The following is a 22,719-nucleotide window of genomic DNA, read 5'->3' as shown; positions in this document are numbered from 1 at the left end:
CGCGCTCATGACATCAGTGCCTCGACGATCGTCTCCTGGAGGTAGCCCACCCACTCGTAGATGTCGTGGGCCTGGGCGCGCGGGTCGTCGTCGGGCAGCGAGTGCCAGTAGTGCTCGTCGCCCGCCTCGACCCCGAGCCGGGTGGCCAGCGCGAGCCGGATGTCGGTGAAGGCGCGCATCCACGTCTCGGCCTCGTCGGGAGTGAGCTCGACGTCGATGACCAGGCCGTCCTCGGTCAGCTCGGGCGGCAGCCCGGCCTCCTCGAGCACGTCGATGATCGAGCCGGACGCCGCCGCCTTGCCGTCGCGCAGCCCACCCTCGGTGAACCGGCGGAAGTCCGAGGCGGCCTCCTCGTCCTCGGGGTAGGCCGTGGGGAACAGGCGTGCCAGGACCGGGTCCTCGGGGATCGTGGTGGCGCCGGAGAACTCCGCCATCATCGCCTCGAAGGCGTCGGCGGTCGGTGCCGCAGGCTCGGCGCGCTCGTTGCGCAGCAGCTCGACCATCTGCGAGGCCAGCGAGCGCAGGAGGTCGGCCTCGAACCCGGTGAAGGTGGCGATCACGTGCCCGGTCCGGCGGTGCCGTTCGAAGCCGCTCACCTCAGGATGCCTTCTCCATCGTCGCCCAGAGCCCGTACTCGTGCATCGCCTGCACGTCGCGCTCCATCTCCTCGCGGGTACCGGTCGACACGACCGACCTGCCCTCGGTGTGCACCTCGAGCATGAGCTTCTCGGCCTTGGCCTTGTCGTAGCCGAAGTACTTCTGGAAGACGTAGGAGACGTAGGACATGAGGTTGACCGGGTCGTCCCACACGAGGGTCACCCACGGCTTGGCCAGGAAGGTGATCTCGTCGGGGGTCAGGGTCGGCTCGACCTCTACGGGACTGGCGGCTGACACGTGTCCCATCGTGGCACAGTGTGGGTCGTGACGACCCCACCACGTGCGTCGACCGCGCTCCTGACCGACCACTACGAGCTCACCATGGTCCAGGCCGCACGACAGTCGGGCACCGCCGACCGGCGGGCGGTCTTCGAGCTGTTCCCGCGCCGGCTGCCCACGGGACGCCGGTACGGCGTCGTGGCGGGTGTCGGTCGGGCGCTGGACGCGATCGAGGCCTTCCGGTTCGACGCGGCCGCCCTGACCGCGCTGGAGGGGGTCGTCGACCCCGACATGCTGGACTGGCTCGCCTCGTACCGCTTCTCCGGCGACGTCTGGGGGTACGCCGAGGGCGAGGCCTACTTCCCCCACTCGCCGCTGCTCGTCGTCGAGGGCACCTTCGCGGAGGCCGTGCTGCTCGAGACGGTTCTGCTCTCGATCTACAACCACGACTCCGCGATCGCCTCGGCCGCCTCGCGGATGACCCTCGCAGCCGGCGACCGCCCGTGCATCGAGATGGGCTCGCGGCGCACCCACGAGGAGGCGGCGGTCGCGGCCGCGCGGGCGGCGTACGTCGCGGGCTTCGACGCCACGAGCAACCTCGCCGCACGGGCGCGCCACGGCGTACCGTCGGCCGGCACCGCCGCCCACTCCTTCACGCTGCTCCACGACTCGGAGGCGGACGCGTTCCGCGCGCAGGTCCAGACCCTCGGCGTCGGCACGACCCTGCTCGTCGACACGTACGACGTCGCCGAGGCCGTCGCGCTGGCGGTCGAGGTCGCCGGCACCGGCCTCGGTGCCGTACGCCTCGACTCCGGGGACCTCGGCGAGGTCGCCCGCGAGGTGCGGGCCCAGCTCGACGGCCTCGGCGCGACGGGCACCCGGATCGTGGTCACGAGCGACCTCGACGAGCACGCCATCGCGGCGCTGGCAGCGGCCCCTGTGGACGCGTACGGCGTCGGCACCCAGCTGGTCACCGGGTCGGGCCACCCGACGTGCGGCTTCGTCTACAAGATCGTGGCGCGCGAGGGCGACGACGGCGAGCTGGTCTCCGTGGCGAAGAAGTCGCACAACAAGCTGTCGATCGGCGGCCGCAAGTACGCCCTGCGGCGCCGCGGCCCGTCCGGGGTCGCGGAGGCCGAGGTGGTGGGGATCGGCGAGGCCCCCGTCGACGACGGCAACGACCGTCCCCTCCTGGTCCGGCTGGTCGAGGGCGGCGAGGTGGTCGGTCGCGCCACGCTCGAGGAGGCCCGCGCCCGGCACCGCGCCTCGGTGGCCGAGCTGCCGCGCGCGATCACGATGATGTCGGCGGGCGAGCCGGTGATCCCGACGGTCTTCGAGCAGTAGCCGCGGTCGGCGGGTCATCGGACGGGGTGGTCCGGCAGGTTCTCCGTCGGCAGGCTGCCGACCCATGGACGCCATCCGCACCAGCCGTACGACCCGCGTGCCCGCCGGCGTGACGCGGGTGACCCGCAACGCGTACCGGCTCTCCGACTCCGAGGACGTACGCCGACACGTCTCGCCGGGCACTCGATCGGGCACTCGATCGGGCGACCGGTGGCGCCGAGAGCATCTGGGAGGTGCTGCTGCGCGAGCTGCACCGCGCGTGCGAAGTGGCGCTCGTGGCGCAGCATCGCGAGGACCTCCGGCACGAACGCAGACTCGCGGGCGAGAGCTGGGAGCGCCGCGGCTACACCTCCCACGACGCTCTCCACCGGGCGATCACGATCCTCGAGGACGCCGACCAGGCGCTGCTGCGCGAGCGCATCCGGGCGTCGTTGTGACTCGCCACACACCGACCCCGCCCGCCCGGCTAGTCTCGGGACATGCCTCGAGCCCTGGTCGTCGTCGACGTGCAGAACGACTTCTGCGAGGGCGGGTCGCTGCCCGTCGCGGGCGGCGCCCGGGTGGCCGCCGAGATCAACGACCTGCTGCACCGGTGGCACGCCCGGTCGGGCGACGCGCCGACGTACGACGTCGTGGTCGCGACCAAGGACCACCACGTCGACCCGGGCCACCACTGGTCGGTCAAGCCCGACTACGCCGAGTCGTGGCCGGTGCACTGCAAGGTCGGCACCGAGGGGGCGGCGTTCCACCCCAACCTCGACCCGCAGCCCTTCGACGAGGTGTTCTACAAGGGTGAGCACGCGGCCGCCTTCTCCGGCTTCGAGGGGCGTACGGCCGCCGGCGAGCCGCTCGCCGACTGGCTCCGCGCCCGGGGCGTCGAGGACGTCGACGTGTGCGGCATCGCCACGGACCACTGCGTGCGGGCGACGGCGCTCGACAGCGCGTCCGAGGGCTTCTCGACCCGGGTGCTCACCGCGATGTGCGCGGGCGTCGCGGAGGACACGACGGCGGCGGCGATCACCGAGATGGCCGGCGCCGGCGTCGAGATCGCCTGATCCGAGAGCCGGTCAGCACCACTTCGCGGTGACGGTCCGCAGCACCTTGATGGTGCGCGCCGTGCCCTGCCCGAGTGCGGTGAACTCCTTCGAGGACAGCAGCCGCGAGGTGTGGATGTCGCCGTCGAGCAGCACGTACGCCGCCCGGCCGTCGACCACCACCGTCTCGCCCGCGTGCTCCAGCGCGTGCGCGGCCGCCACAGCAGCGGCGTCCGGCGCGGCCGGGAAGAGCGTCACGTAGTGCTGCCCGCCGGGGTCGTGCTCGGCGTGCAGCTCCTCGCCGCGTGCCGTCAGGGCGGCGAGGTCGCCCGCGGTGAAGACCACGGTCGGGACGTCGAAGCCAGCCTCGGCGGCGTACGCCTCCTCGAGCGCCGCCTGGACCTTCGCCACGGAGCGGGCGGCATGGGTCAGGCGGACGTTGCCGGTGTTGATGTAGGTCTCGACGTCGATGCCGCCGGCGGCCTCCGTGGCCGCCTTGATCGCGTCCTTGGGGAACTTCCGCCTGGCACCGAGGTTGATCGCGCGCAGGAAGGCGACATAGGTGGGCACGGGTCGATCATGCCCGCCGGAGCGCGGTCGGGCGCGTCAGACCTGCTTGCACTGGCTGGGCGGGGTGACGGCGGGGTCGAAGACGTACTTGGGCGGCACGATGTTGGCGCCGTTCTGCGACTCCTTCATCGTCATCGCCCACCAGCCCGCCTTGCGGGTCTCGATCTTCGCCAGGTCGGCCTCGGGGACCTCGTTCCACATGTTCACGACGTCGACGCCCACCTCGATCAGGTGACCGTGCGGCGTGACGACCGCCTTGGCCTCGACGCCGTCGAGGGCCGCGGGCACCGCCGGGAAGAGCCCGCGCGGCATGCCGGTGATCACGTCCTTGGCGGGTACGCCGACCGCGACGCCGTCGCCGGCGAGGCGGATCGCCCGCGCGGCCGTCACCGGCCACGTCGGGTCGAGGTCGGTCGGCAGGGCCCAGCTGCGGGCCTGGTCGTCGGTGATGTCGGCCCAGCAGTCAGCGGCGCTGGGACCCCACACCTCGCTGTTGAAGTAGGTGCGGCCGGCCACGACGAGGTAGTCGACCTGCTGCTTGTTGCCGTCGATCGCGGAGTCCATCGAGAGCTCGCTGTAGCCCGTGGAGGGGCTGTAGCGGCCGTCGAGGTCGAAGATCCGCTTGCCGCCGTTGTCGGGGTTCTTGGTGAGGAGCTGGCCGTGCCACTCCACGATGCCCATCTTGTCGACCTGGCTGACCATGGCCTCGAGCTGCTCGCCCTCCATGAGCACGTCCGAGCCCTTGGTCGACGCGGCCTCTCCGGAGCCGCCGCACGCACCGAGGGTGAGCAGCAGGGCGGCACCGAGGGTCGCGCCGAGGGGGCGTGCCCACGATGGATTGCGACGTGCCACTGGGTCTCCCCCGTCCGGTCCTGCTCGAGCCGTGTGCCCGATCACGCTCGCGAGCCTAGGACCGGCGCCGGGGCCTGTCAGGAGAACCGGACATCTGGCCGGTCGCGCCCTCAGCCCGCCATCCAGGCCCGCGCCGCGCCGACGACGGCCTCGGTGAGGTCGTCGACCAGTGCGGAGCCGAGGCGCCAGTGCTGCCAGAACAGCGCCACCTCGGGGCGGCGGCCGGGGACCAGCTCGACGAGGTCACCGCGGTCGAGCTCGTCGAGGACGTCGGACTCCGGCAGCAGCCCCCAGCCCATGCCCACCCGCACGGCGCGGTCGAACTCGCGCACCGACGGCACGTACGTCACCGGTGGGGCGAGGTGGCGGCGGGTGACGCGCAGGACGAAGTCGTGCTGGAGGGAGTCGCTGCGGTCGAAGGCCACGATCGGCGCCTCGGCGAACGTGGCCGACCCGACGCCGTCGGCGAAGTGCGCCGCCTGGAACGCCCGGGTGGCGACGGCCGCGTACCTGAGCCGCCCGAGCCGTACGACGCGGCAGCCGGGCACCGGCTTGGGCTCCCCGGTGATCGCGGCCACCACCTCGCCGCGACGCAGCCGCTCGGCGGTCCGCGTGTGGTCCTCGCGCACCACCTCGAACACCACGCGGTGCCGGGACTGCACCTCGGCGAGGGCGTCGACGAACCAGCCGTAGAGGACGTCGGCGTTGACCGCGATGGGCAGGGAGGCGTACGACGTCCCGTCGGCGTCGTCCTCCTCCACCAGCTCGGCGACCGCCTCCCGCTCGAGGAGCTCGGTCTGGGTGGCCAGCCGGACCAGGACCAGCCCCGCCTCCGTCGGCTCGAGCGGCTTGACGCGGTGCAGCAGCACGCGACCGATCCGGGTCTCGAGGGCCTTGATCCGCTGGCTGACGGCCGAGGGGGTCACGTGCAGCTCGCGTGCTGCTGCTTCGAAGGTCCCGAGCCGTGTGGCGACGGCCAGCGTGCGCAGGGCCACAGGGTCCAGCTGGGTGACGTCTTTCATACTTAGAGATCCTAATGATTCCTCAGAATAGTTCGCTGGATTGAGGTCACTTACGCGTCTAGCGTTGACGTCATGTTCCAGGTCGCACTCACCGGTCTCCTCACCGGACTCGCCCTCATCGTCGCCGTCGGCGCGCAGAACGCCTTCCTCCTGCGGCAGGCGATCCGCGGCGAGCACGTCCTGCCCATCGTGCTGACGTGCCTGCTGTCGGACGTGGTCGCGATCACCGCCGGCGTGGCCGGCCTGGGTGTCGTGCTGGAGCGGTGGCCCGCGGTGCTGCCGGTGGCGCAGGTGCTCGGTGGCGTCTACCTGATCGCCTTCGGCGTGCACGCCGCGATGCGGGCGTGGCGCCCGGCCGGGCTCGAGGCGGGCGAGGGCACCTCGCTCACCGTCGGACGTGCGGTGCTGCTGACGCTGGCGCTGACGTGGCTCAACCCGCACTTCTACCTCGACGCCGTCCTCATGCTGGGCACCGTGGCCAACAGCTTCGGCGGCGACCGCTGGTGGTTCCTCGCCGGCACCCTGGTCGCGAGCGTGCTGTGGTTCTTCGGCCTCGGCTACGGCGCCCGGCTGCTGCGCGGGCTGTTCGCGCGTCCCAACGCGTGGCGCGTCCTCGACTCCGGGATCGCGGTGCTGATGGGTGCGCTCGGCGTGGGCCTCATCGCCCACTGAGGACGACGACCCGGCCGGTCACTCCGCGCGGTAGGCCAGTCCTCGCTCCGCCATCGCCTCGCCGAGGCGGGTGACCGCGATCGGCCCGACGCCGTGCATCGCGCCGAGCTCGGCCGCGGTGTGGGTCGCGACCTGCTCGAGGGTGGTCACCCCGGCCGCGCGGAGGGCCCGCGTCGCGGGGGCACCGATGCTGCGGGGCAGCGGCGTGCCGTCCTCGCGCGCGGCGCGCTCGCGCGGAGTCGGGAGGCCGGCGTCGACGACCGCCTCGCCGCGCGGGGACAGCAGGTAGCCGATCGCGAGCGACTCGGTCAGGCCGAGCTCCTTGAGCTTGCGGACGTCCTTCTTGAAGTCCGCCGTCTCGCGCCCCACCCGGGCCGCGAGGTCCGGGGCGCGTACGGTCGGGTTGAGGTCGATCAGGTCGAGCGTCTCGCGGGTCCACGGCCCGTGCACGGAGGCCGCGTCGAGCCGGTCGAGCCGGGCGTTGATCGCGGCGATCTCGTCTGCGTCCGGGATCGCGCTCCGCAGCGCCTCCCGCGGGTCGGGACCGGCGTACGCCAGCCCGATCCGCCACGCGGGATCGGACGAGCGGGCCGCGAGCGCCTGCTTGAGCGCGGCCAGCGACGGCGCTCCGGCCCGGCGGGCGTCGTCGGCGCGCAGGCTCGCGACGCTGACCTGCTCGACCGACGTGACCTCGATCAGCCCGACGCCCGTACGCATCCGGGTGCCCACGACGACCCGCGGCCTCGCCCACCGGCGGAAGGCGAGGTCGATCGTCCCGGCCTTGATCGCCGCGAGCTCGGCGGGTCGGATCATCATGGCGAGAGCCTACAAATTGCCGCGGGCCTCCTGCTCGCGCTCGATGGCCTCGAAGAGCGCCTTGAAGTTGCCTTTGCCGAAGCCGAGGGACCCGTGACGCTCGATCAGCTCGAAGAAGACCGTCGGCCGGTCGCCGAGCGGCTTGGTGAAGATCTGGAGCAGGTAGCCGTCCTCGTCACGATCGACGAGGATGCCGCGCTTCTGCAGCTCCTCGATCGGTACGCGGACCTGGCCGATGCGCGCACGCAGCTCGGGGTCCTCGTAGTAGGAGTCCGGGGTGTTGAGGAACTCCACCCCGTTGGCGCGCAGCGCGTCCACGGTGGCGAGGATGTCGCCGGTCGCGAGGGCGAGGTGCTGGGCGCCGGGGCCGTTGTAGAACTCGAGGTACTCGTCGATCTGCGACTTCTTCTTCGCGATCGCGGGCTCGTTGAGCGGGAACTTCACCCGGTGGTTGCCGTTGGCGACGACCTTGGACATGAGCGCGGAGTAGTCGGTGGCGATGTCGTCGCCGATGAACTCGGCCATGTTCACGAAGCCCATGACGCGGTTGTAGAAGCCGACCCACTCGTCCATCTTGCCGAGCTCGACGTTGCCGACGATGTGGTCGAGGGCCTGGAACAGGCGCTTGGGCTGGTCGGCCTTCTTCTCCCAGCGCGGAGCGACGGCGACGTAGCCGGGGAGGTACGGGCCGGCGTACGTCTCGCCGTCGACGGTGCGCTGCACCAGCGTGTGGCGGGTCTCACCGTACGTCGCGATGGCCGCGATCCGGACGGTGCCGTGCTCGTCGGTGAGGTTCTCCGGCTCGCGCACCACGGTCGCGCCGGCCTTGCGGGCCTGGGCGATGCACTGGTCGACGTCGGGCACCTCGAGGGCGATGTCGACGACGCCGTCGCCGTGCCGGGCGTGGTGGGCGATGAGGTCGCTGTCGGGCGAGACTGCGCCGCTGAGGACGAACTTGATCGAGCCGGACTTGAGCACGAAGGACTTGTGGTCGCGGTTGCCGTTCTCCGGGCCGGAGTAGGCGACGAGCTCCATGCCCCAGGCGGAGGCGTAGTAGTGCGCGGCCTGGGTGGCGTTGCCGACCACGAAGCAGATCGCGTCCCAGCCGGTCACGGGGAACGGGTCGGACTCGGCGTCGTACTCCACGAGGCCGACGAGCTGGCGCAGCTGCTCGAGCGAGAGGTCGGCCTTCATCTCGTCCACGGTCAGGGCGCCACCGGTCGAGGCGATGTCAGTCGTCATGGACCGAACCCTGCCCACTTGCGGCAAGGTGTGCAACAGTAGCGGGAAACGTTGGACAGGTTGCACAGCCGAGGGGCCGTCATGGACCAGATCGACAGCAAGGTGATCGACATCTTCGCCAGCGAGCCCAGGCTGGGCGTGCTCGAGGCCAGCCGGCGGCTCGGCATCGCCCGCGGCACCGTCCAGGCCCGGCTCGACAAGCTCGTCGCAGCCGGCGTCATCACCGGCTGGGGACCCGACCTCTCCCCGGAGGCGATCGGCTACCCGGTGACGGCGTTCCTCACCCTCGAGATCAGGCAGGGGGCGGGCCACGACGCCGTCGCCGAGCACCTGGCCGGCATCCCGGAGGTCCTCGAGGCCTACACGATCACCGGGGCCGGCGACATGTGGGCGCGGGTGGTGGCCCGCTCGAACGCCGACCTGCAGCGCGTGATCGACCTGGTGCTCACCGAGCCCGGCATCGACCGCTCGACGACGGTCATCGCGCTCGCGACCCAGATCCCCTACCGCGTGGTGCCGCTGGCCCGCGCGTCCGTGGAGCCGACGCCGGCGTGAGCGTCAGGAGCCGTACGCCCCGGCCGGGTCCTCGAGGAAGGCGAGGTCGTCGGGCTGGTCGATCCGGTAGCTGCCGCTCGCGTTGCAGTTGTAGTTCAGCCCGAAGGACGTCACCGCGACGATGATGTTGTCGTCCGCGATCTGCGACGTGGTGATGTCGAACGTCGGGCCTCCCGAGTCGCCGAAGCAGGTGCCGCCGGTGGTCCCGCTCCCGCGGTGGGAGAACATCACCGCGATGTCGCGGTAGCCGTACGCACCCTTGAGGCTCACCAGCCGCCGGTCGGCCTTGCGCCGGGTGTCGCCGCCCAGGCCGAACTTGGGGCCGCTGTCCTCGAGGCCGTAGCCGACCGACTCGAAGAGGCCGCGCTGGCGGTCCTTGCCGGCGTACCGGTCGAGATAGTCAGCCTCGGGCAGGCTGCCGTACTCGGGCAGCACCACCGGCTCGCTCAGCTCGAGGACGCCGAGGTCGTGGAGCAGGAAGGCCGCGTCGACGTACTCGGGGTGGGTGAACGTGGACTCGGTCTCGTGCCAGGTCGGGCTGGCGTCGAGCGCGGCCGACCAGTCGTCGTAGCGCTCCTCGTTGCGGTCGGGGACGTAGGTCGAGCTCGGCGCCAGCATGGAGTAGTCGGGCTCCTCCTCCACCGAGAACCACACGTCGGTCCCGCCGAGCAGGGGGTCCGCCGGGGCGGCGCCCTCGAAGCCAACGGCGTACGTGCAGTGACCGGCGGTGACGACGGTGTCCGCGTCGATCAGGGTGCCGGTGCAGTTGAACCAGCCGCCCGGGTCGTCGAAGCGCGAGTCGACGGCGGCAGGCACGTAGAAGAGGAGCTGTCCCACGTATGGGTGCTCACCCCGGTCCGGTGCCCCGCCGATGATCGCCTCGGCCGGCAGCGTCGGCGCCAGCAGTGCGACGGTCGCGAGCGAGGTGACCGCGACGCGGCCGAGGGAGATCGACATGTGGTGCTCCTTCGAGAGGGATGGCGTGTCCCCAGTCAGCACGCCCGGCGTCTCGGGAGTCATCCCCCGGATCGGGTACGTCCCCCGCTCAGCCCTCGACCGGGAAGATCATGCACGTCGAGGTCGCGTGCGCGACCAGCCTGCCGTCGCCGTCCGTCAGCTGCGCCTGCGCCAGGGCCGTACGCCGCCCGCGCTGGATCACGGTGCCCTCGCACGCGAGCAGGCCGGAGTCGACGGTGACGGGACGGAGGAACTTCACCGTCAGGTCCACCGAGGTGTAGAGCTCGCCCGCCGCCAGGGTGGTGTGCACCGCGCAAGCCGCGGCCGTGTCGAGGAGCGTGGAGATGACCCCGCCGTGGACGGTGCCGAGCGGGTTGTAGTGGAACTCGGCAGCCGGCATCTCGACGACCACGCGACCGGGCTCGGGGCGCAGGTCGGTGAAGCCGAGCGTGTCCATGATCGGCGGGGGCGGCATCTCCCCTGATCGCATCGCCATCAGCTGCGCGAGGCCGTCGAGCGCCAGCATGCGGGTCAGGTCGGCCTGGCCGGGCGGCGTCCAGGCGAACGTGCGCGTCTCGGTGCGGAACCGGTTCTCGAGCTGGTGGTGGTCGACGGGCTGGGTCTGCGTCATGGACCCAGCGTGGCATCCCCTTGCTGGGTCTGTCAACGAGACCTAGGGTGGAGGGATGACGGCCACTCCCTCCCCCGGCCCCTCCCCCGGTCCCTCCGCCGGCCCCTCCGCTCTCGAGTGGTCCACCGACAACTGCACCGTCGGGCGCGCGATGACGGTCCTCGGCGAGCGGTGGACCTTCGTGGTGCTGCGCGAGGTCTTCAACGGCGTGCGGCGGTTCGACGACATGCGCCGCCACTCCGGGATCCCGCGCCAGGTGCTCACCGACCGGCTCGCCCTGCTCGTCGACGCCGGCATCCTGCGCCGCGTGCCCTACCGCGAGCCCGGACAGCGCGAGCGCCACGAGTACCGGCCCACCGACAAGGGCTTCGACCTCTACCCCGTGCTGGTCGCGGTGCGGGCGTGGGGCGACCGCTACCTCGCGGACCCGGAGGGGTCGCCGGTGGAGTTCGAGCACGTCGGCTGCGGAGCCGAGGTCGGCGTGGTCCTGCGCTGCGCCGAGGGGCACGAGGTCAGCGGGCGTCGCGACGTCGCGACGCGCCCCGGCCCGGGCGTCAAGCCGTTCGGCGAGGCGTCCTAGGCGTCCTAGCCCAGCCGCTCCCCCACCTCGCGCGCCGCCGCGATCACCTGCGGCGCCACGACGTCCTCGTCGATCATGCCCTCGAGGGTCACGATGCCCACGCTCGCCCGCAGCCCCTCGACTCCCCGCACCGGCGCGGCGAGGCCACGGGCGCCGGTCTGGAGCTCGCCGCTGGTGACGGCGTACGCGTCCCCGTCGGCGTCGAGCAGGCCGATGGCCTTGCCGGCCGCACCCTGCGTGAGCGGGTGCCGGGCGCCGACGCGGTAGGCCACGTGGAAGTCGGTCCACGTTGGCTCGACCACGGCGAGCGCCAGCGCCTCGTCGCCGTCGGCCACCGTGAGGTGGGCGGTCGACCCGAGCGACTCCGCGAGCCGGCGCAGCACCGGCATGGCGAGGTCGCGCAGCAGCGGCTGCACGCCGCTCGCCAGGTGGAGCACCCCGAGCCCGACGAAGAGGCGTGAGCGCGCGTCCCGGCGGACCAGTCCGTGCTGCTCGAGCGTGCTGACGAGCCGGTGGACCACCGTGCGGTTGACGTCCAGCCGGTGCGAGAGCTCGGTGACGGTCAGGCCCTCGGAGCTGTCGGCCAGCACCCGCAGGACGCGGAGGCCGCGGTCCAGCGTCTGCGAGGTCTCGGAGGGCACGGGGTCAATATGACAGGAAAGTCAGGACGTCTGCCGCACTGCCCATTCGCGGATCCGGTTGATCCGCTCGTGGAGCTGCTCGGCGTTGGCCACGGCGGCCGGCGGGCCGCCGCACTCCTTGCGGAGCGCGTTGTGGGTGATGCCGTGGGCCTGGCCGGTGCGGTGGTGCCATGCGGCGACGAGGCCGTTGAGCTCGCGCCGCAGCACCCCGAGCTGCTGGTGGGTGCTGAGCTCCTGCACGGAGTCGACCACGCGGTCGCCCACGCCCTCGGCCTTCTGCTTGCGGGCACGCTCGCTCTGCCGCGAGTGCAGCAGCTCGCGCACCTGGTCGGGCTCGAGCAGCCCGGGGATGCCGAGGAAGTCCATCTCCTCCTCGGAGCCGGACACCACCTCGCCGGAGTGGCCGAACTGCGCGCCCTCGTAGAGGACGTGGTCGAAGGACGCCGTCGAGCCCAGCGCCTCCCACGACATCTCGAGCTCGTCGGAGGCCGACTCGCCCTGCTGCGCCTCGGCGAGCAGTCCCTCCTCAGCGGCGAAGATGTCGTCCTCGTCCTGGACGCGGCGCCCGAGCACGTGGTCGCGCTGGGCCTCCATGTCGGAGGCGAACTCCAGCAGGTGCGGCACGGACGGCAGGAACACCGACGCGGTCTCGCCGCGCGACCGGGCGCGGACGAAGCGGCCGACCGCCTGGGCGAAGAACAGCGGGGTGGAGACAGTGGTCGCCCACACGCCGACGGCCAGGCGCGGCACGTCGACGCCCTCGGAGACCATCCGGACGGCCACCATCCAGCGGTCCTCGGACGCGGTGAACTTCTCGATCTTCTTCGAGGAGCCCTTCTCGTCGGACAGCACCACGGTCGGCGACTCCCCGGAGATCTTCTTCAGCAGTGCGGCATAGGCGCGGGCCGTCTCCTGGTCGCCGGCGATCACCAGCCCGCCGGCGTCGGGCACGTGGCGGCGTACCTCCGAGAGCCGGGTGTCCGCGGCCTCCAGCACTGCCGGGATCCACGACCCGCGCGGGTCGAGGGCCGTACGCAGCGCCTGGGCGTGCATGTCCTTGGTGAGCGGCTCGCCCAGCCGGGCGACGACCTCGTCACCGGCCCGGGTGCGCCACTGCATCTCGCCGGAGTAGGCCATGAACAGCACCGGACGCACGACGTGGTCGGCGAGGGCGTGGGCGTAGCCGTAGGTGTAGTCGGCGGCCGAGACGGGGATGCCGTCGTCGCCGGGGGCGTAGCTCACGAACGGGATCGGGTTGATGTCGGAGCGGAAGGGCGTGCCGGTCAGCGCGAGCCGACGGGTGGCCGGGTCGAACGCCTCGCGCACGCCCTCGCCCCACGACAGCGCGTCGCCGGCGTGGTGGATCTCGTCGAGGATCACGAGCGTCTTGAAGCGTTCGGTGCGGATCCGCATCGCGAGCGGGTTGACCGCGACGCCGGCGTAGGTGACCGCGATGCCGACGTAGTCGTCGGACGTCCTGCCCTTGCCGGCGGAGTAGGTCGGGTCGATCGGGATCCCGGCGCGCGCGGCGGCCTCGGCCCACTGCGTCTTCAGGTGCTCGGTCGGGGCGACGACGGTGATCCTGTCCACGACGCGGCGGCTGAGCAGGTCGGCCGCGACGGTCAGGGCGAACGTCGTCTTGCCGGCTCCCGGGGTCGCGACCGCGAGGAAGTCGCGGGGCTGGGCGGAGCGGTACTTGTCGACCGCCGCCTGCTGCCAGGCGCGGAGGGACGGCGCGGTGCCCCACGCGGCCCGGTCGGGCCACGCGGGAGGCAGCGGCGCGTCAGGCCGCCCCGTCACGCGTCGGGACCCGAGCCGTCCGAGCCGGACCCGCCGCCGGGCTTGTCACCTGGCTTCATCGAGTCCCAGATCTCCTTGCACTCCGGGCACACCGGGAACTTCTCCGGAGCACGCGAGGGCACCCACACCTTGCCGCACAGCGCGATCACGGGCGTGCCCATGACCATCGCCTCGGTCAGCTTGTCCTTGGGGACGTAGTGGGAGAACCGCTCGTGGTCACCCTCGTCGGTCGGGACGGTCTGACGCTCTTCGATCGTCTGGCTGCCCGGCGAGAATCCGATGGTGCTCATGATGGACAAGCCTAACGGGCCGACCAGAGATAGACCTGCTCGACGTCGGTGTACGCGCCGGGTGCGATGTCGTAGCCCACGTCGGTGAAGGCCACCGCGCGGCCCTCCGGAGACACCGCGACCGACGCCGGGACGTCCTCGCCGACGGTGAGGTCGGCCTCATAGCCGTAGTAGTCCGGATAGCGTCGTGGCCCGGCCAGGATCCGGCGCGTCTCGCCCCCTGCCTGTCCCAGGGTCACCGTGTCGATGCCGGCCACAGCGAAGGACCTCGAGGCAGTCGCGAGCGACGCGTCGTAACCCCAGTCGCCGAGCGGCCGCATGCCTGCCACCTCGAGCGGCCTGCTGGCGCCGTCGCGATCGCAGAACCGGTCGTGCACCACGTACCGACCGTCGTCGGACACGCTCGAGACCGCGCTGTAGCAGAACGACGGCTCGGCGGGGAGCTCTCCGTTGGCGACGACCGTCGCTGCAACGGTGTCCCAGATCCGCAGGATGCCCTTCTCCACCAGCGCCAGGTACCGGCCGTTGGGCGAGGCGGCCTGGAATCCTGTCACCCCGAGGTCCAGGACGGCGCCGGTGTCGGCGTTCCACCGCCGCGCGGTGCCGCCGTCGGCGAAGGTCACCGACCTGCCGTCCAGGCTCAGGGTCGCTCGGTCGCCGGTCCCGACCGGGACGAGCGTCGAGGTGCCGGCGACACGGTCGCGCAGCCAGCGGTCACCCCACGGGTCGTCGAACAACACGTACCTGCCGGAGTCCGAGAGCTGGACGCCGTAGCCGCTGATCGCCCGCCCTTCCGCGTCGATGCTGACCAGCTCCGTCCGCCCGGTCCCGGCGTCCCACGCGTACGCCCGACCGCGGTCCCGCTTCCCCGACGACCGGTCACCACGCACCAGGTTGGTAGCCGTCGAGGTGTACGCCACGACGCTGCCGTCCCCGGAGACGTCACCTGCCCACGAGGCCCCGTTGGCGGGCCGTCCCTCGACCCCGCGGCTGACGAGGACGGTGCCTCGGGCGGCTGCCTGCTTCCCGGCGTCCAGCACGACCCGGACGACGCGACGCACGGCCGGCGCGACGACGCTGCTCCGGACCTCGAGCGTGATCACCGTGCGGCCGGCCGGAGCCTTGCCGACGAGGTGGGTGCCCGTGAGGCGTAGGCCCTTCGGGGGCCTGCGCATGGCCCTGAACCGGGCGCCCCGCAGGTTGCGGGGGAAGAGCGGGACGCGGACCTGGGCGCCGCGGATGGCCGGCCACCTCAGCGTCTCGGAGACCGGGAGCCGCCCCGCAGCACCGTAGAAGGAGTACTCGTCATAGGCGTAGTGCTGCGACAGGTCGTCGTCCGTGGCGGGGCTGCTCGGCCTGCCGCCGCAGACCGGATCAGTCCACTGGCACCGCTGCACGAGCATGCCGCTCCGGCTCACCCACCGCGGTACCGCGGGCCCGCGGCCGGCGAGGACGCCCTGCGCGCCGTCGTCGTCCGCCTGCTGCAAGGGGTCGCCGAGCAACCAGAGGCCGCCGACGTGGCGGCGCGCGGAGCGCGGATCCTTCTCGGCCAGCTGCCGGGCGGCCGCGCGCGCCGCGACGGCGCCCTCGGAGTGCCCGCCCAGGACGACGAGGGCATCGGGGCACGCCCGTGCAGAGCGGACCACGGCAACGACCGCCCTCCGCGCGTGGGCGCGCCAGTCGGCGAAGTGTCGGTGCCGCAGCCCCTGGCTGCGGATGTCGTCGAGGTCGTCGGCCGTGAGCTCGCGCGAGGGCGGTGCCACCGCGGTCACCGACACGCGCTGACCGGGCACACGCCTGAGCTCGCGGACCACCGTGTCCCTCGCACGGCCCCCGGCCCAGACCACCCGGACGTCGGGGCAGCCACCGGGCTTCGCCGATGCGGCCGTGGACGCTCCTGACACCGGAGCGGTCGTCACCGCCGCCAGGCCGGTCACCAACGCCGTCGCCGCCAGCCACGTCGTGCCCCCGCGCGCTCCTCCACGCATCCTGCTCCCCCTCGTCCGGCCCGGCGCTGTCCGATCCCGCGCGCGGTCGCGCGCACACAGGAGACGCGGACCCCGCGGGAAAGGTTGCCGCCGACCCGACGGATCAGTTCAGGTCGGGGTCGACGGGCCGGTTCACGTGCCAGGCCAGCATGCCCGGCTGGCGTCGCATCACGTCGCGCCGCAGGCCGTCGGGGTCGCCGCGGAACGCGTCGCCCACCTCGGCGCTGACGACGTACCAGCTGCCCTCCTCGACCTCGCCGTCGAGCTGCCCGGCTCCCCATCCGGCGTAGCCGGCGAAGACCCGCATCGCGCTGAGCGAGCCGTCGACCAGCTCGGTCGGGGTGTCGAGGTCGACCATGCCGAGCAGGCCGGCGACCGGGCGCCACCCGACCGGCGGGTCCTGCGGGTCGCGCAGCGCCGCCACGGCGAGGGCGCCGTCCGTGCCGACCGGGCCGCCACGGAAGAGCACCTCCGGCTCGGCGACCACGTCGCGCCACGGCTCCAGCACGTCGGCGACGAGCACCTGGGAGGGACGGTTGAGGACCACGCCGAGGGCGCCCTCCTCGGTGACGTCGAGCAGCAGCACCACCGTGTCCGCGAAGTTGGGGTCCTGCAGGGCCGGTGTCGCCACCAGCAGCATCCCCGATGCCAGCTGCATGCGCTCCACTATGGCCGATGGGGCGGCACCGCACACCACCCTTGGCGGAGTCAGGCCGCGAGGACCGCCCGGATCCGCTGCACCAGCGACGACGCCGGGGCAGACCGCGGCGCGACCCCCGGGACGTACGACGCGCGCGCCGCGAGCTCGATCTCCCGGCCCACCCGCTGCGCCGCCTCCCCCGGCGCGCTGGCCCGCCCGGCCATGAGGGCGAGCAGCTCGTGCTCCTTGCCGGCGGCGACCGCGGTCGCACGGGCCATCTCGGGGCTCGTCGGGTGGGCGACGTGGCGGTCGATGATCGCCCGGATGCCCGGCATGTCGCCGGCGGCCTTCAGCCAGGCGATGGCCACGGCGTTGCCGAGGTCGAGGGGCTGGTCGGCCAGCTCGCGCTCGATGTGGCCCGACAGGCGGGTGTGCCAGCGCAGCTGCAGCGCGCCGAGGAGGGTGAGCTCGTCGCCGAAGGTCTCGGTGACGCCGTCCACGTCCATGGGCAGGCGGCCGTCGAGGCGGGTGTCAGCGGTACGGATCACGTCGCGGAGCACGTCCCCGCGTCGGTGGTGGGACGTCCAGGTCATGGCGGTCTCCTTCAGGTACATACCGACAGTACGTACTCTCAGTATGCCCACTCGCGCGCGACGCGTTCAAACCGCGTCGTCGTGAGTCCGGTCACCTAGGCTGCGAGCCATGAGGACCCGGCGGCAGCGCTTCTCCGACTCGACCAAGCGGGCGCTCGTCGACGTGGCCGAACGGCTCTTCACCGAGCACGGCTACTCCGCCACGTCGCTCGACGCGATCGTGGCGGGCGCAGACGTCACCAAGGGCGCGCTCTACCACCACTTCAGCGGGAAGCAGGCGATCTTCGAGGCCGCCTTCGAGCGCGTGGAGTCACGAGCCACCTCGGGCATCGCGCACGCGACCGAGGGCCACCAGGACCCCTGGCTCAAGGCGCAGGCCGGGCTGCGCGCCTTCCTCGAGGCGGTGCAGGAGCCGGGCTACCGCCAGATCGTCATCTCCGACGGCCCCTCGGTGCTCGGCCACGAGCGCTACCGCGAGCAGGAGGAACGCTCGACGTACGCCATCGTCGACGAGATCGTGCGCGCGGTCCTGACCGACACCGAGTGGGACCTCGACGACGCCATGCTCGACACGTTCACCCGGATCTTCTTCGGGGCGATGTCGGCCGCGGGGGGATCGGTCGCGGTCAGCGAGGACGCCTCGGCCGCGGCGCTGCGGGTCGAGGCGGCGATCGGCTTCATCCTGGCGGGTCTGCAGCGGCTGCTCGAGGACGGCGCCGAGCCGCCCGACCCCGCCCGTACGGCCCGGGCTACTTCGCGAAGGTGACGTTGCCGTCGACCGCCGGGACGAGCTCCACCCACACGTGGCCGGCGGGGACGGTGAGCTCGCCGTTCTTGGTCGACAGCTCGATCGGTCCCTTGAGGCCGTCCTTGCTCCAGGTGCCCCGGATGACGCGGCCGCCGTGGAAGAGCAGCGCCGCGCCCTTGCCCTCGAGCTTGGTCTCGGGCACCGGGTAGCCGGCGGGGTCGCGGTAGCCCGCGTCGCCGACCCTGACCCGCAGCACGAGGACCGAGTCGGCGGGGAACTGGTCGCCCTCCGCGGCGTAGGAGTCGGTGTTGACGTAGCCGCCCTTCTGGAACTGCCAGCTGGTGGAGTGGGCGCCGAAGTCGGCGGTGAGGGTGCGCGCCTTGCCGCCCTTGGGCAGGTCGGCCGCCGTGCCCCACGGCAGGTAGGGCGGCGGCTCCTCCTCGGCCTTGAGCCGCTTGGCGATGTCGCCGAGGCGGGCGAAGAGGTTGTAGGGGGCTGAGCGCGTGGTCTCGCGGTAGACCCCGGCGTCGCCCTCGGTGATCCACGGGATGCCGGCGCCGTTGACGCGCTTGATGGTGACCGGGGCCGCGCCGCTGGTCACGACGGTCGCGCCGTCGGGGACGATGCCGATGTCGCTGGCGCGCATCGAGCGCACCGGTCCGATGCTGGCGGGGACCTTCGAGTAGTAGAACGCCGCCAGGCGGGTGTAGCCGCCCTCGACGAGCTCCTCGACGACCAGGTCGGCCGAGCCGAGGCCGACCTGCGGGGCGCTGGAGGAGGTGTTGTCGACCTTGGTGACGATCACGGGGTGCTTGGGCGCCTTGCCGGTGCGCTCGAGGCCGGTCAGGGGCCAGTAGGTCGGCTCCGGCGGCTCGGTCGTCTCCGACGCCGTGGGCTCGGCCGGTGCGTCCTCGGCCGGTGCCGCCTCGTCGTCCCCGCCGCTGCAGCCGGCGAGCAGCAGCGACGCCGCGACGAGGGCGGCGGCGACGGCCCGGGAGGACGGGAGGTGGGGGCGGTGACGCACGGGGGTACTCCGTTCGAGCGGGGGATCTCTGCCTTGCAGTGTGGCGGCGCGCCTCCCCCGATCGGAGAAGGCGCGCCACAGGGTAGATCAGCCGGGACCGCCTACCAATCCGAGCCTGTCGGCGGTGCTCACGCCCGGCGCAGGGTGCCGCCGAACCACTGCGAGGTCCACGGGACGGAGACGCGGACCCGCTCGCCGGAGCCCGGCGCGTGGAGCATCACGGCGTGCCCGCGCGACCAGCGCAGGAAGATCCCGGCGTGGTAGACGCCGCCGCTGCCGCCGAAGAACATCAGGTCGCCGGGGCGCATGTCCTTCTTCGCGATCCGGCGCGTGTGCCCGGCCTGGGCGCTCGACGTACGGGGCACGTCGAACCCGGCGCGGGAGTACGCGTAGCGGATCAGCCCGGAGCAGTCGAAGCGGTCGGGCCCGGCTGCGCCGTAGGCGTACGCGTCGCCGCGCTGCCGCATCGCGACGTCGCGGGCGCTGAGGACGCGCTGGGCGACGCGACGCTTGGCGCTCAGCCGCTTCTTCTGCGTCGTCGTGCTGGTGGTGCTGGTCGTGCTGGTGACCTGGTCGGTGTCGCCGTCTCCGGCGGCAGCGGCGGGCAGGGCCGTCATCGTCGAGGCGGTGAGGCCGAGCCCGGCGAGGGCGAGCGCGCAGGCTCGCGCCGTACGAGTGGTCGCAGGCATGGTGTGTTCCTTTCCCACGCCTGTGGGGTGAGCTGTCGGGTTGGGGCTGGAAGGTGCCCCGCCGCGCGCTCCGGGAGTGCTTCTCCCGAAGGGGTGCGGCTTCACCCCGAGCCGACGGTGTCGGCGTGGAACCTGTGGGTCCCCCACTCCTGCCCTCGTGACTCGGGGGTTCGTCCCGGCCGGGCAGGACTCGGCGTACACCGGGACGGATCGGTCTCTCGACCGCCAACCAACGTGACAGACGGTCCGCCGGGACGCAAAGCCGGCCACGGCCCCGAGCGTGGGACCGTGGCCGGGATCACGTGGATCGACCTTCGCGGGCGCTCAGCCCAGCTTGCGGCCTCCGTCGACGTACAACGTCTGCCCGGTGATGAACGACGCCTCGTCGCTGCACAGGAAGGCGGCGGCCGCGGCGATGTCCTCGGGCTGCCCGACGCGGCGTACGGGGGTGGCTTCGGCGTTGAGGCGCTGGAGCTCGTCGGGCTCCATCTTGAGCCGCCGCGCGGTGGCGTCGGTCATCTCGGTGACGATGAAGCCCGGGGCGATGGCGTTGGCGGTGATGCCGAACGGGCCGAGCTCGATGCCCAGCGTGCGGGTGAGGCCCTGGATGCCCATCTTGGCGGCGGAGTAGTTGGCCTGGCCGCGGTTGCCGAGGGCGGAGACGCTGGAGAGGTTGAGGATCTTGCCGTACTTCTGCTCCACGAACCGCGACTGCGCGGCCTTCGTCATGTTGAAGACGCCCTTGAGGTGGACGCCCATGACCAGGTCCCAGTCCTCCTCGGTCATCTTGAACAGCAGGTTGTCGCGGGTGATGCCGGCGTTGTTGACCAGCACGTGGATGCCGCCGAGCTCGTCGACGACCCGCTGGACGGCCGCTTCGGCGGCGGCGGAGTCCACGACGTCGCAGCCGACGCCGATCGCCCGCGCCCCGTCGGTGAGCTCGAGGCGTCCGGCGGCCTCCTGGGCGGCGGCCTCGTCGAGGTCGAGGATCGCGATCGACGCGCCCTCGCTGGCCAGGCGCTGGGCGATGCCGAAGCCGATACCTCGTGCTGCTCCGGTGATGACGGCGACGCGACGGTCGTAGCGACCCATGTGTACGGCTCCTCGGGCTCGGTGACTGGCTGTCCTCGGAGGATCTCACGAGAGTTGTGGAGATTCGGCGCAGGGGCGCGACCGGTCCGCCGCACGCCGCTAGCGTGGAGCACATGGTTCGGGGGGACTTCAGAGGCGCGGCGGCAGTGGCGGCGGCGATGGCCGTCGCCACGCTGCTCGTCGCCACGGCGTACGACCTGCCGGTGCGCGACCCGGACGGGGTCTCGGTCCCGACGTGGGTGCGGCTCCCGCTCATCGTGCTGACGGCCGTGCTGCTGGACGTCGTCGCACGGTGGGTGCTGGCGCTCCTCCGTCGCGAGCGGCCGGTCACGGCGTCGGGCGCGCTGTCGGCCCTCCGGTCGGTGGTGGGCGAGCGCTGGGACCGGGCGCAGGTCCGCTTCACCCTGAGCGGGCTCCTCGCCTGGTACGTCGCCTACGTCGCGTTCCGCAACCTCAAGGGCTACCTGCCGTTCGTCAACGAGCGCCTGTGGGACACCGAGCTGGCGAGGCTGGACCGCGTCCTGTGGCTCGGCCACGACCCTGCCGGCGTGCTGCACGAGGTGCTCGGCACCGGGTGGGCCGCCTGGCTGATGTCGGGGGTCTACGTGCTGTGGATCGGCCTCGTGCCGGCGGCCCTCGCCGTCGCGCTCGTGTGGACGCGGCGCTCGCTGGCGGGCGAGCTCTACGTCACCGCCATCTCCTTCAACTGGCTGCTCGGTGTCGCCGTCTACTACCTCGTGCCGTCGCTGGGGCCCGCCTACTCCCGTCCGCAGGAGTTCGCCGACCTCTCCCCCACCTTCAACACGCGGGTGCAGGAGTGGCTGCTGCAGGACCGCGTCGACGTCCTCGCCGGCGCGTGGGACACCCGGGCCGTCCAGACCGTGGCCGCGTTCGCCTCGCTGCACGTCGCGATCACCGTGACGACCTGCCTGGTCGCGGAGGTGCTGCGGCTGCCGTCGTGGGTGCGGGGCGCCCTGTGGACCTTCGCGGTGCTGACGGCCGTGTCGACGGTCTACCTGGGCTGGCACTTCTTCGTCGACGTCCTCGGCGGCGCGGTCGTCGGTGCCGTGGCGCTCCTGCTCGCAGCCGCGGCGACCGGTCACCCGCTGCGGCGCGATCGCGTACGCCCGTCCGCCGTCGTCGCGGACGAGCGCGAGCAGGCCCAGCCCCACACCTAGCCGTCGAGGGCCGCGCGGAGGCGCTCGGCGTACGCCTCGGGCTCGCCGGCGGCGTACTTGGTGCGGGGCCAGAAGAAGCCGCGCAGCCCGTCACCCTTCGTGCGCGGCACGACGTGCAGGTGCAGGTGCGGCACGGACTGGCTCACCGTGTTGTTGATCGCGACGAACGACCCCTGGGCGCCGAGCCCGTCCTTGACCGCGGTCGCGATCCGCTGCGCGGCGGCGAGGAACGGGTCGCGCAGCGGGGCTGGCAGGTCGGGCAGGGTCTCCACGTGGGTGCGGGTCACCAGCAGGACGTGGCCCTTGAAGACCGGGCGGGTGTCGAGGAACGCGACCAGGTCGTCGGTCTCGAGCACGAGGTGGCCGGGCACGTCGCCGGCGACGATCTGGCAGAACACGCATCCGTCCACGGGACGGATCGTGCCACGGGCGCAGGCCTCAGGCGTTGAGCACGGCCCAGGCGATGAGCTTGTCGAGCCGGCGGATGTCGATCTTCTTGTCCAGCTTGATCTTGATGTGCCCAGCTCGGGTCCACATCTCCAGCTCGGCGTTGAAGTCGAGCAGCTTGCCGGCGTTCTCGGACGACCACATGTCGATGCGGCTGTAGGGCAGCGAGTAGACCTCGACCTTCTTGCCCGTGAGCCCCTGGGCGTCGCGCACGATCAGGCGCTTGGTGGTGAAGATCGCGGAGTCCCGGAAGGTCTTGTAGGCCGCGACGGCCTGCTCTCCGTCGACGAGGAGGTCGTTGACGTCTGCGGGGACGGGGATCTCCTGGAGGAGGGTCCATGACGTGATCGCTGCGGTTTCCATGCGCGAGAGCGTCGCAGACGCCACCGCCCTCGCGGGGCAGATCACACAAGTTCGACAAGGCAGCCCTGACAGCAC

Annotated in this window: 28 protein-coding genes and 1 riboswitch; of the genes, 8 read left to right on the top strand and 20 right to left on the bottom strand. The window is 72.3% G+C overall.

The features are described from left to right. Window positions 1-5 precede the first annotated feature (5 nt). Together IEZ24_RS17805 and clpS are read right to left on the bottom strand one after the other, a co-directional pair. The gene (locus tag IEZ24_RS17805) at window positions 6-596 is read right to left on the bottom strand and encodes a DUF2017 domain-containing protein (RefSeq protein WP_129456067.1); all 591 of its coding nucleotides are present in this window, start codon (window positions 594-596) and stop codon (window positions 6-8) included. 1 nt (window position 597) lies between these two features. Then, window positions 598-903, bottom strand: a complete 306-nt coding sequence (clpS, locus tag IEZ24_RS17800; protein ID WP_129456068.1) for an ATP-dependent Clp protease adapter ClpS — start codon at window positions 901-903, stop codon at window positions 598-600. An 18-nt stretch (window positions 904-921) separates the two neighbouring features. Between clpS and IEZ24_RS17795 the strand changes: the two genes are divergently transcribed. From IEZ24_RS17795 to IEZ24_RS17785, 3 genes are all read left to right on the top strand, one after another. Continuing rightward, a complete protein-coding gene (locus IEZ24_RS17795) occupies window positions 922-2,220 on the top strand; it encodes a nicotinate phosphoribosyltransferase (RefSeq protein WP_129456069.1) in 1,299 nt (432 codons plus the stop codon). A gap of 233 nt (window positions 2,221-2,453) precedes the next feature. After that, window positions 2,454-2,657 (top strand): hypothetical protein, encoded by a 204-nt coding sequence (locus IEZ24_RS17790; RefSeq protein ID WP_129456070.1) that lies wholly within the window; start codon window positions 2,454-2,456, stop codon window positions 2,655-2,657. Window positions 2,658-2,699: 42 nt separating this feature from the next. Further along, window positions 2,700-3,275: an isochorismatase family protein gene (locus IEZ24_RS17785; protein ID WP_129456071.1), complete on the top strand. Its 576-nt coding sequence runs from the start codon at window positions 2,700-2,702 to the stop codon at window positions 3,273-3,275. Window positions 3,276-3,287: 12 nt separating this feature from the next. Here IEZ24_RS17785 and IEZ24_RS17780 read toward each other — a convergent pair whose 3' ends face one another. The 3 genes from IEZ24_RS17780 to IEZ24_RS17770 all read right to left on the bottom strand — a co-directional run bounded on the left by IEZ24_RS17780 (window position 3,288) and on the right by IEZ24_RS17770 (window position 5,698). Continuing rightward, the gene (locus IEZ24_RS17780; protein ID WP_129456072.1) at window positions 3,288-3,824 is read right to left on the bottom strand and encodes a DUF1697 domain-containing protein; all 537 of its coding nucleotides are present in this window, start codon (window positions 3,822-3,824) and stop codon (window positions 3,288-3,290) included. 36 nt (window positions 3,825-3,860) lie between these two features. Then, entirely contained in the window at window positions 3,861-4,676 is an 816-nt protein-coding gene (locus IEZ24_RS17775) for a hypothetical protein (RefSeq protein WP_129456073.1), read from the bottom strand. Window positions 4,677-4,786: 110 nt separating this feature from the next. Next, window positions 4,787-5,698, bottom strand: coding sequence for a LysR family transcriptional regulator ArgP (locus IEZ24_RS17770; RefSeq protein WP_129456074.1), 912 nt, complete (start codon window positions 5,696-5,698; stop codon window positions 4,787-4,789). Window positions 5,699-5,770: 72 nt separating this feature from the next. On the opposite strand from IEZ24_RS17770, the gene IEZ24_RS17765 reads away from it, so the two are divergent. Further along, the gene (locus tag IEZ24_RS17765; RefSeq protein ID WP_129456075.1) at window positions 5,771-6,370 is read left to right on the top strand and encodes a LysE/ArgO family amino acid transporter; all 600 of its coding nucleotides are present in this window, start codon (window positions 5,771-5,773) and stop codon (window positions 6,368-6,370) included. An 18-nt stretch (window positions 6,371-6,388) separates the two neighbouring features. Here IEZ24_RS17765 and IEZ24_RS17760 read toward each other — a convergent pair whose 3' ends face one another. Continuing rightward, window positions 6,389-7,186, bottom strand: a complete 798-nt coding sequence (locus tag IEZ24_RS17760; protein ID WP_129456076.1) for a helix-hairpin-helix domain-containing protein — start codon at window positions 7,184-7,186, stop codon at window positions 6,389-6,391. Between the two features lie 9 nt (window positions 7,187-7,195). Then, the gene (hppD, locus tag IEZ24_RS17755; RefSeq protein WP_129456077.1) at window positions 7,196-8,428 is read right to left on the bottom strand and encodes a 4-hydroxyphenylpyruvate dioxygenase; all 1,233 of its coding nucleotides are present in this window, start codon (window positions 8,426-8,428) and stop codon (window positions 7,196-7,198) included. An 81-nt stretch (window positions 8,429-8,509) separates the two neighbouring features. Between hppD and IEZ24_RS17750 the strand changes: the two genes are divergently transcribed. Then, window positions 8,510-8,983, top strand: a complete 474-nt coding sequence (locus IEZ24_RS17750; RefSeq protein ID WP_129456078.1) for an Lrp/AsnC family transcriptional regulator — start codon at window positions 8,510-8,512, stop codon at window positions 8,981-8,983. 3 nt (window positions 8,984-8,986) lie between these two features. Here IEZ24_RS17750 and IEZ24_RS17745 read toward each other — a convergent pair whose 3' ends face one another. Beyond that, complete coding sequence (locus tag IEZ24_RS17745; protein ID WP_165356140.1) at window positions 8,987-9,940, bottom strand: trypsin-like serine protease; 954 nt, start codon at window positions 9,938-9,940, stop codon at window positions 8,987-8,989. A gap of 88 nt (window positions 9,941-10,028) precedes the next feature. Beyond that, window positions 10,029-10,571, bottom strand: a complete 543-nt coding sequence (locus tag IEZ24_RS17740) for a PaaI family thioesterase (RefSeq protein WP_191192879.1) — start codon at window positions 10,569-10,571, stop codon at window positions 10,029-10,031. A 55-nt stretch (window positions 10,572-10,626) separates the two neighbouring features. Between IEZ24_RS17740 and IEZ24_RS17735 the strand changes: the two genes are divergently transcribed. Further along, a complete protein-coding gene (locus IEZ24_RS17735) occupies window positions 10,627-11,151 on the top strand; it encodes a winged helix-turn-helix transcriptional regulator (protein ID WP_129456080.1) in 525 nt (174 codons plus the stop codon). 5 nt (window positions 11,152-11,156) lie between these two features. On the opposite strand, the gene IEZ24_RS17730 is transcribed toward IEZ24_RS17735, so the two are convergent. The 6 genes from IEZ24_RS17730 to IEZ24_RS17705 form a co-directional block, all read right to left on the bottom strand. Continuing rightward, a complete protein-coding gene (locus IEZ24_RS17730; RefSeq protein WP_129456081.1) occupies window positions 11,157-11,792 on the bottom strand; it encodes an IclR family transcriptional regulator in 636 nt (211 codons plus the stop codon). Between the two features lie 21 nt (window positions 11,793-11,813). Then, entirely contained in the window at window positions 11,814-13,592 is a 1,779-nt protein-coding gene (locus IEZ24_RS17725; RefSeq protein ID WP_129456082.1) for a DEAD/DEAH box helicase, read from the bottom strand. Continuing rightward, complete coding sequence (locus IEZ24_RS17720) at window positions 13,589-13,882, bottom strand: DUF3039 domain-containing protein (protein WP_129456083.1); 294 nt, start codon at window positions 13,880-13,882, stop codon at window positions 13,589-13,591. Before IEZ24_RS17720 ends, IEZ24_RS17725 begins: the two co-directional genes overlap by 4 nt. 11 nt (window positions 13,883-13,893) lie before the next feature. Beyond that, a complete protein-coding gene (locus tag IEZ24_RS17715) occupies window positions 13,894-15,870 on the bottom strand; it encodes a cutinase family protein (protein ID WP_129456084.1) in 1,977 nt (658 codons plus the stop codon). Between the two features lie 103 nt (window positions 15,871-15,973). Then, window positions 15,974-16,528: a YqgE/AlgH family protein gene (locus IEZ24_RS17710; RefSeq protein ID WP_129456085.1), complete on the bottom strand. Its 555-nt coding sequence runs from the start codon at window positions 16,526-16,528 to the stop codon at window positions 15,974-15,976. Between the two features lie 50 nt (window positions 16,529-16,578). Beyond that, window positions 16,579-17,103 carry a hypothetical protein gene (locus IEZ24_RS17705; protein ID WP_129456086.1) on the bottom strand — a complete coding sequence of 175 codons (525 nt, stop codon included), beginning with the start codon at window positions 17,101-17,103 and terminating at the stop codon, window positions 16,579-16,581. A 109-nt stretch (window positions 17,104-17,212) separates the two neighbouring features. Between IEZ24_RS17705 and IEZ24_RS17700 the strand changes: the two genes are divergently transcribed. Then, complete coding sequence (locus tag IEZ24_RS17700; RefSeq protein ID WP_129456087.1) at window positions 17,213-17,869, top strand: TetR/AcrR family transcriptional regulator; 657 nt, start codon at window positions 17,213-17,215, stop codon at window positions 17,867-17,869. On the opposite strand, the gene IEZ24_RS17695 is transcribed toward IEZ24_RS17700, so the two are convergent. From IEZ24_RS17695 to IEZ24_RS17685, 3 genes are all read right to left on the bottom strand, one after another. Further along, window positions 17,853-18,875 carry a DUF3048 domain-containing protein gene (locus tag IEZ24_RS17695; protein ID WP_129456088.1) on the bottom strand — a complete coding sequence of 341 codons (1,023 nt, stop codon included), beginning with the start codon at window positions 18,873-18,875 and terminating at the stop codon, window positions 17,853-17,855. The genes IEZ24_RS17700 and IEZ24_RS17695 overlap by 17 nt on opposite strands. A gap of 128 nt (window positions 18,876-19,003) precedes the next feature. Further along, window positions 19,004-19,564 (bottom strand): C40 family peptidase, encoded by a 561-nt coding sequence (locus IEZ24_RS17690; RefSeq protein ID WP_129456089.1) that lies wholly within the window; start codon window positions 19,562-19,564, stop codon window positions 19,004-19,006. A 2-nt stretch (window positions 19,565-19,566) separates the two neighbouring features. After that, window positions 19,567-19,742, bottom strand: a riboswitch (cyclic di-AMP (ydaO/yuaA leader). Between the two features lie 146 nt (window positions 19,743-19,888). Next, window positions 19,889-20,656, bottom strand: coding sequence for an SDR family NAD(P)-dependent oxidoreductase (locus IEZ24_RS17685; RefSeq protein ID WP_129456090.1), 768 nt, complete (start codon window positions 20,654-20,656; stop codon window positions 19,889-19,891). A 113-nt stretch (window positions 20,657-20,769) separates the two neighbouring features. Between IEZ24_RS17685 and IEZ24_RS17680 the strand changes: the two genes are divergently transcribed. Next, complete coding sequence (locus IEZ24_RS17680; RefSeq protein ID WP_129456091.1) at window positions 20,770-21,834, top strand: phosphatase PAP2 family protein; 1,065 nt, start codon at window positions 20,770-20,772, stop codon at window positions 21,832-21,834. Here IEZ24_RS17680 and IEZ24_RS17675 read toward each other — a convergent pair. Further along, window positions 21,831-22,244, bottom strand: a complete 414-nt coding sequence (locus IEZ24_RS17675; RefSeq protein WP_129456092.1) for an HIT family protein — start codon at window positions 22,242-22,244, stop codon at window positions 21,831-21,833. The two genes, IEZ24_RS17680 and IEZ24_RS17675, sit on opposite strands and share 4 nt — an antisense overlap. Before the next feature lie 28 nt (window positions 22,245-22,272). Continuing rightward, window positions 22,273-22,644, bottom strand: coding sequence for a PH domain-containing protein (locus IEZ24_RS17670; RefSeq protein ID WP_129456093.1), 372 nt, complete (start codon window positions 22,642-22,644; stop codon window positions 22,273-22,275). Window positions 22,645-22,719: the final 75 nt, after the last annotated feature.

The sequence above is a fragment of the Nocardioides ganghwensis genome, assembly GCF_014779655.1.
Classification (GTDB): Bacteria; Actinomycetota; Actinomycetes; order Propionibacteriales; family Nocardioidaceae; genus Nocardioides; species Nocardioides ganghwensis.
The sequence above is the reverse complement of the archived record's forward strand: the minus strand, read 5'-3'. Positions and strand labels throughout refer to the sequence as shown.

What these genes read in the sequence shown, in the direction of transcription:
- IEZ24_RS17735 (WP_129456080.1), top strand. Translation starts at nt 10,627, where the DNA reads ATGACGGCCACTCCCTCCCCCGGCCCCTCCCCCGGTCCCTCCGCCGGC.
- IEZ24_RS17685 (WP_129456090.1), bottom strand. Translation starts at nt 20,656, where the DNA reads ATGGGTCGCTACGACCGTCGCGTCGCCGTCATCACCGGAGCAGCACGA.
- IEZ24_RS17700 (WP_129456087.1), top strand. Translation starts at nt 17,213, where the DNA reads ATGAGGACCCGGCGGCAGCGCTTCTCCGACTCGACCAAGCGGGCGCTC.
- clpS (WP_129456068.1), bottom strand. Translation starts at nt 903, where the DNA reads ATGGGACACGTGTCAGCCGCCAGTCCCGTAGAGGTCGAGCCGACCCTG.
- IEZ24_RS17760 (WP_129456076.1), bottom strand. Translation starts at nt 7,186, where the DNA reads ATGATGATCCGACCCGCCGAGCTCGCGGCGATCAAGGCCGGGACGATC.
- IEZ24_RS17770 (WP_129456074.1), bottom strand. Translation starts at nt 5,698, where the DNA reads ATGAAAGACGTCACCCAGCTGGACCCTGTGGCCCTGCGCACGCTGGCC.
- IEZ24_RS17765 (WP_129456075.1), top strand. Translation starts at nt 5,771, where the DNA reads ATGTTCCAGGTCGCACTCACCGGTCTCCTCACCGGACTCGCCCTCATC.
- hppD (WP_129456077.1), bottom strand. Translation starts at nt 8,428, where the DNA reads ATGACGACTGACATCGCCTCGACCGGTGGCGCCCTGACCGTGGACGAG.
- IEZ24_RS17720 (WP_129456083.1), bottom strand. Translation starts at nt 13,882, where the DNA reads ATGAGCACCATCGGATTCTCGCCGGGCAGCCAGACGATCGAAGAGCGT.
- IEZ24_RS17745 (WP_165356140.1), bottom strand. Translation starts at nt 9,940, where the DNA reads ATGTCGATCTCCCTCGGCCGCGTCGCGGTCACCTCGCTCGCGACCGTC.
- IEZ24_RS17705 (WP_129456086.1), bottom strand. Translation starts at nt 17,103, where the DNA reads ATGACCTGGACGTCCCACCACCGACGCGGGGACGTGCTCCGCGACGTG.
- IEZ24_RS17750 (WP_129456078.1), top strand. Translation starts at nt 8,510, where the DNA reads ATGGACCAGATCGACAGCAAGGTGATCGACATCTTCGCCAGCGAGCCC.
- IEZ24_RS17690 (WP_129456089.1), bottom strand. Translation starts at nt 19,564, where the DNA reads ATGCCTGCGACCACTCGTACGGCGCGAGCCTGCGCGCTCGCCCTCGCC.
- IEZ24_RS17680 (WP_129456091.1), top strand. Translation starts at nt 20,770, where the DNA reads ATGGTTCGGGGGGACTTCAGAGGCGCGGCGGCAGTGGCGGCGGCGATG.
- IEZ24_RS17785 (WP_129456071.1), top strand. Translation starts at nt 2,700, where the DNA reads ATGCCTCGAGCCCTGGTCGTCGTCGACGTGCAGAACGACTTCTGCGAG.
- IEZ24_RS17740 (WP_191192879.1), bottom strand. Translation starts at nt 10,571, where the DNA reads ATGACGCAGACCCAGCCCGTCGACCACCACCAGCTCGAGAACCGGTTC.
- IEZ24_RS17715 (WP_129456084.1), bottom strand. Translation starts at nt 15,870, where the DNA reads ATGCGTGGAGGAGCGCGCGGGGGCACGACGTGGCTGGCGGCGACGGCG.
- IEZ24_RS17670 (WP_129456093.1), bottom strand. Translation starts at nt 22,644, where the DNA reads ATGGAAACCGCAGCGATCACGTCATGGACCCTCCTCCAGGAGATCCCC.
- IEZ24_RS17710 (WP_129456085.1), bottom strand. Translation starts at nt 16,528, where the DNA reads ATGCAGCTGGCATCGGGGATGCTGCTGGTGGCGACACCGGCCCTGCAG.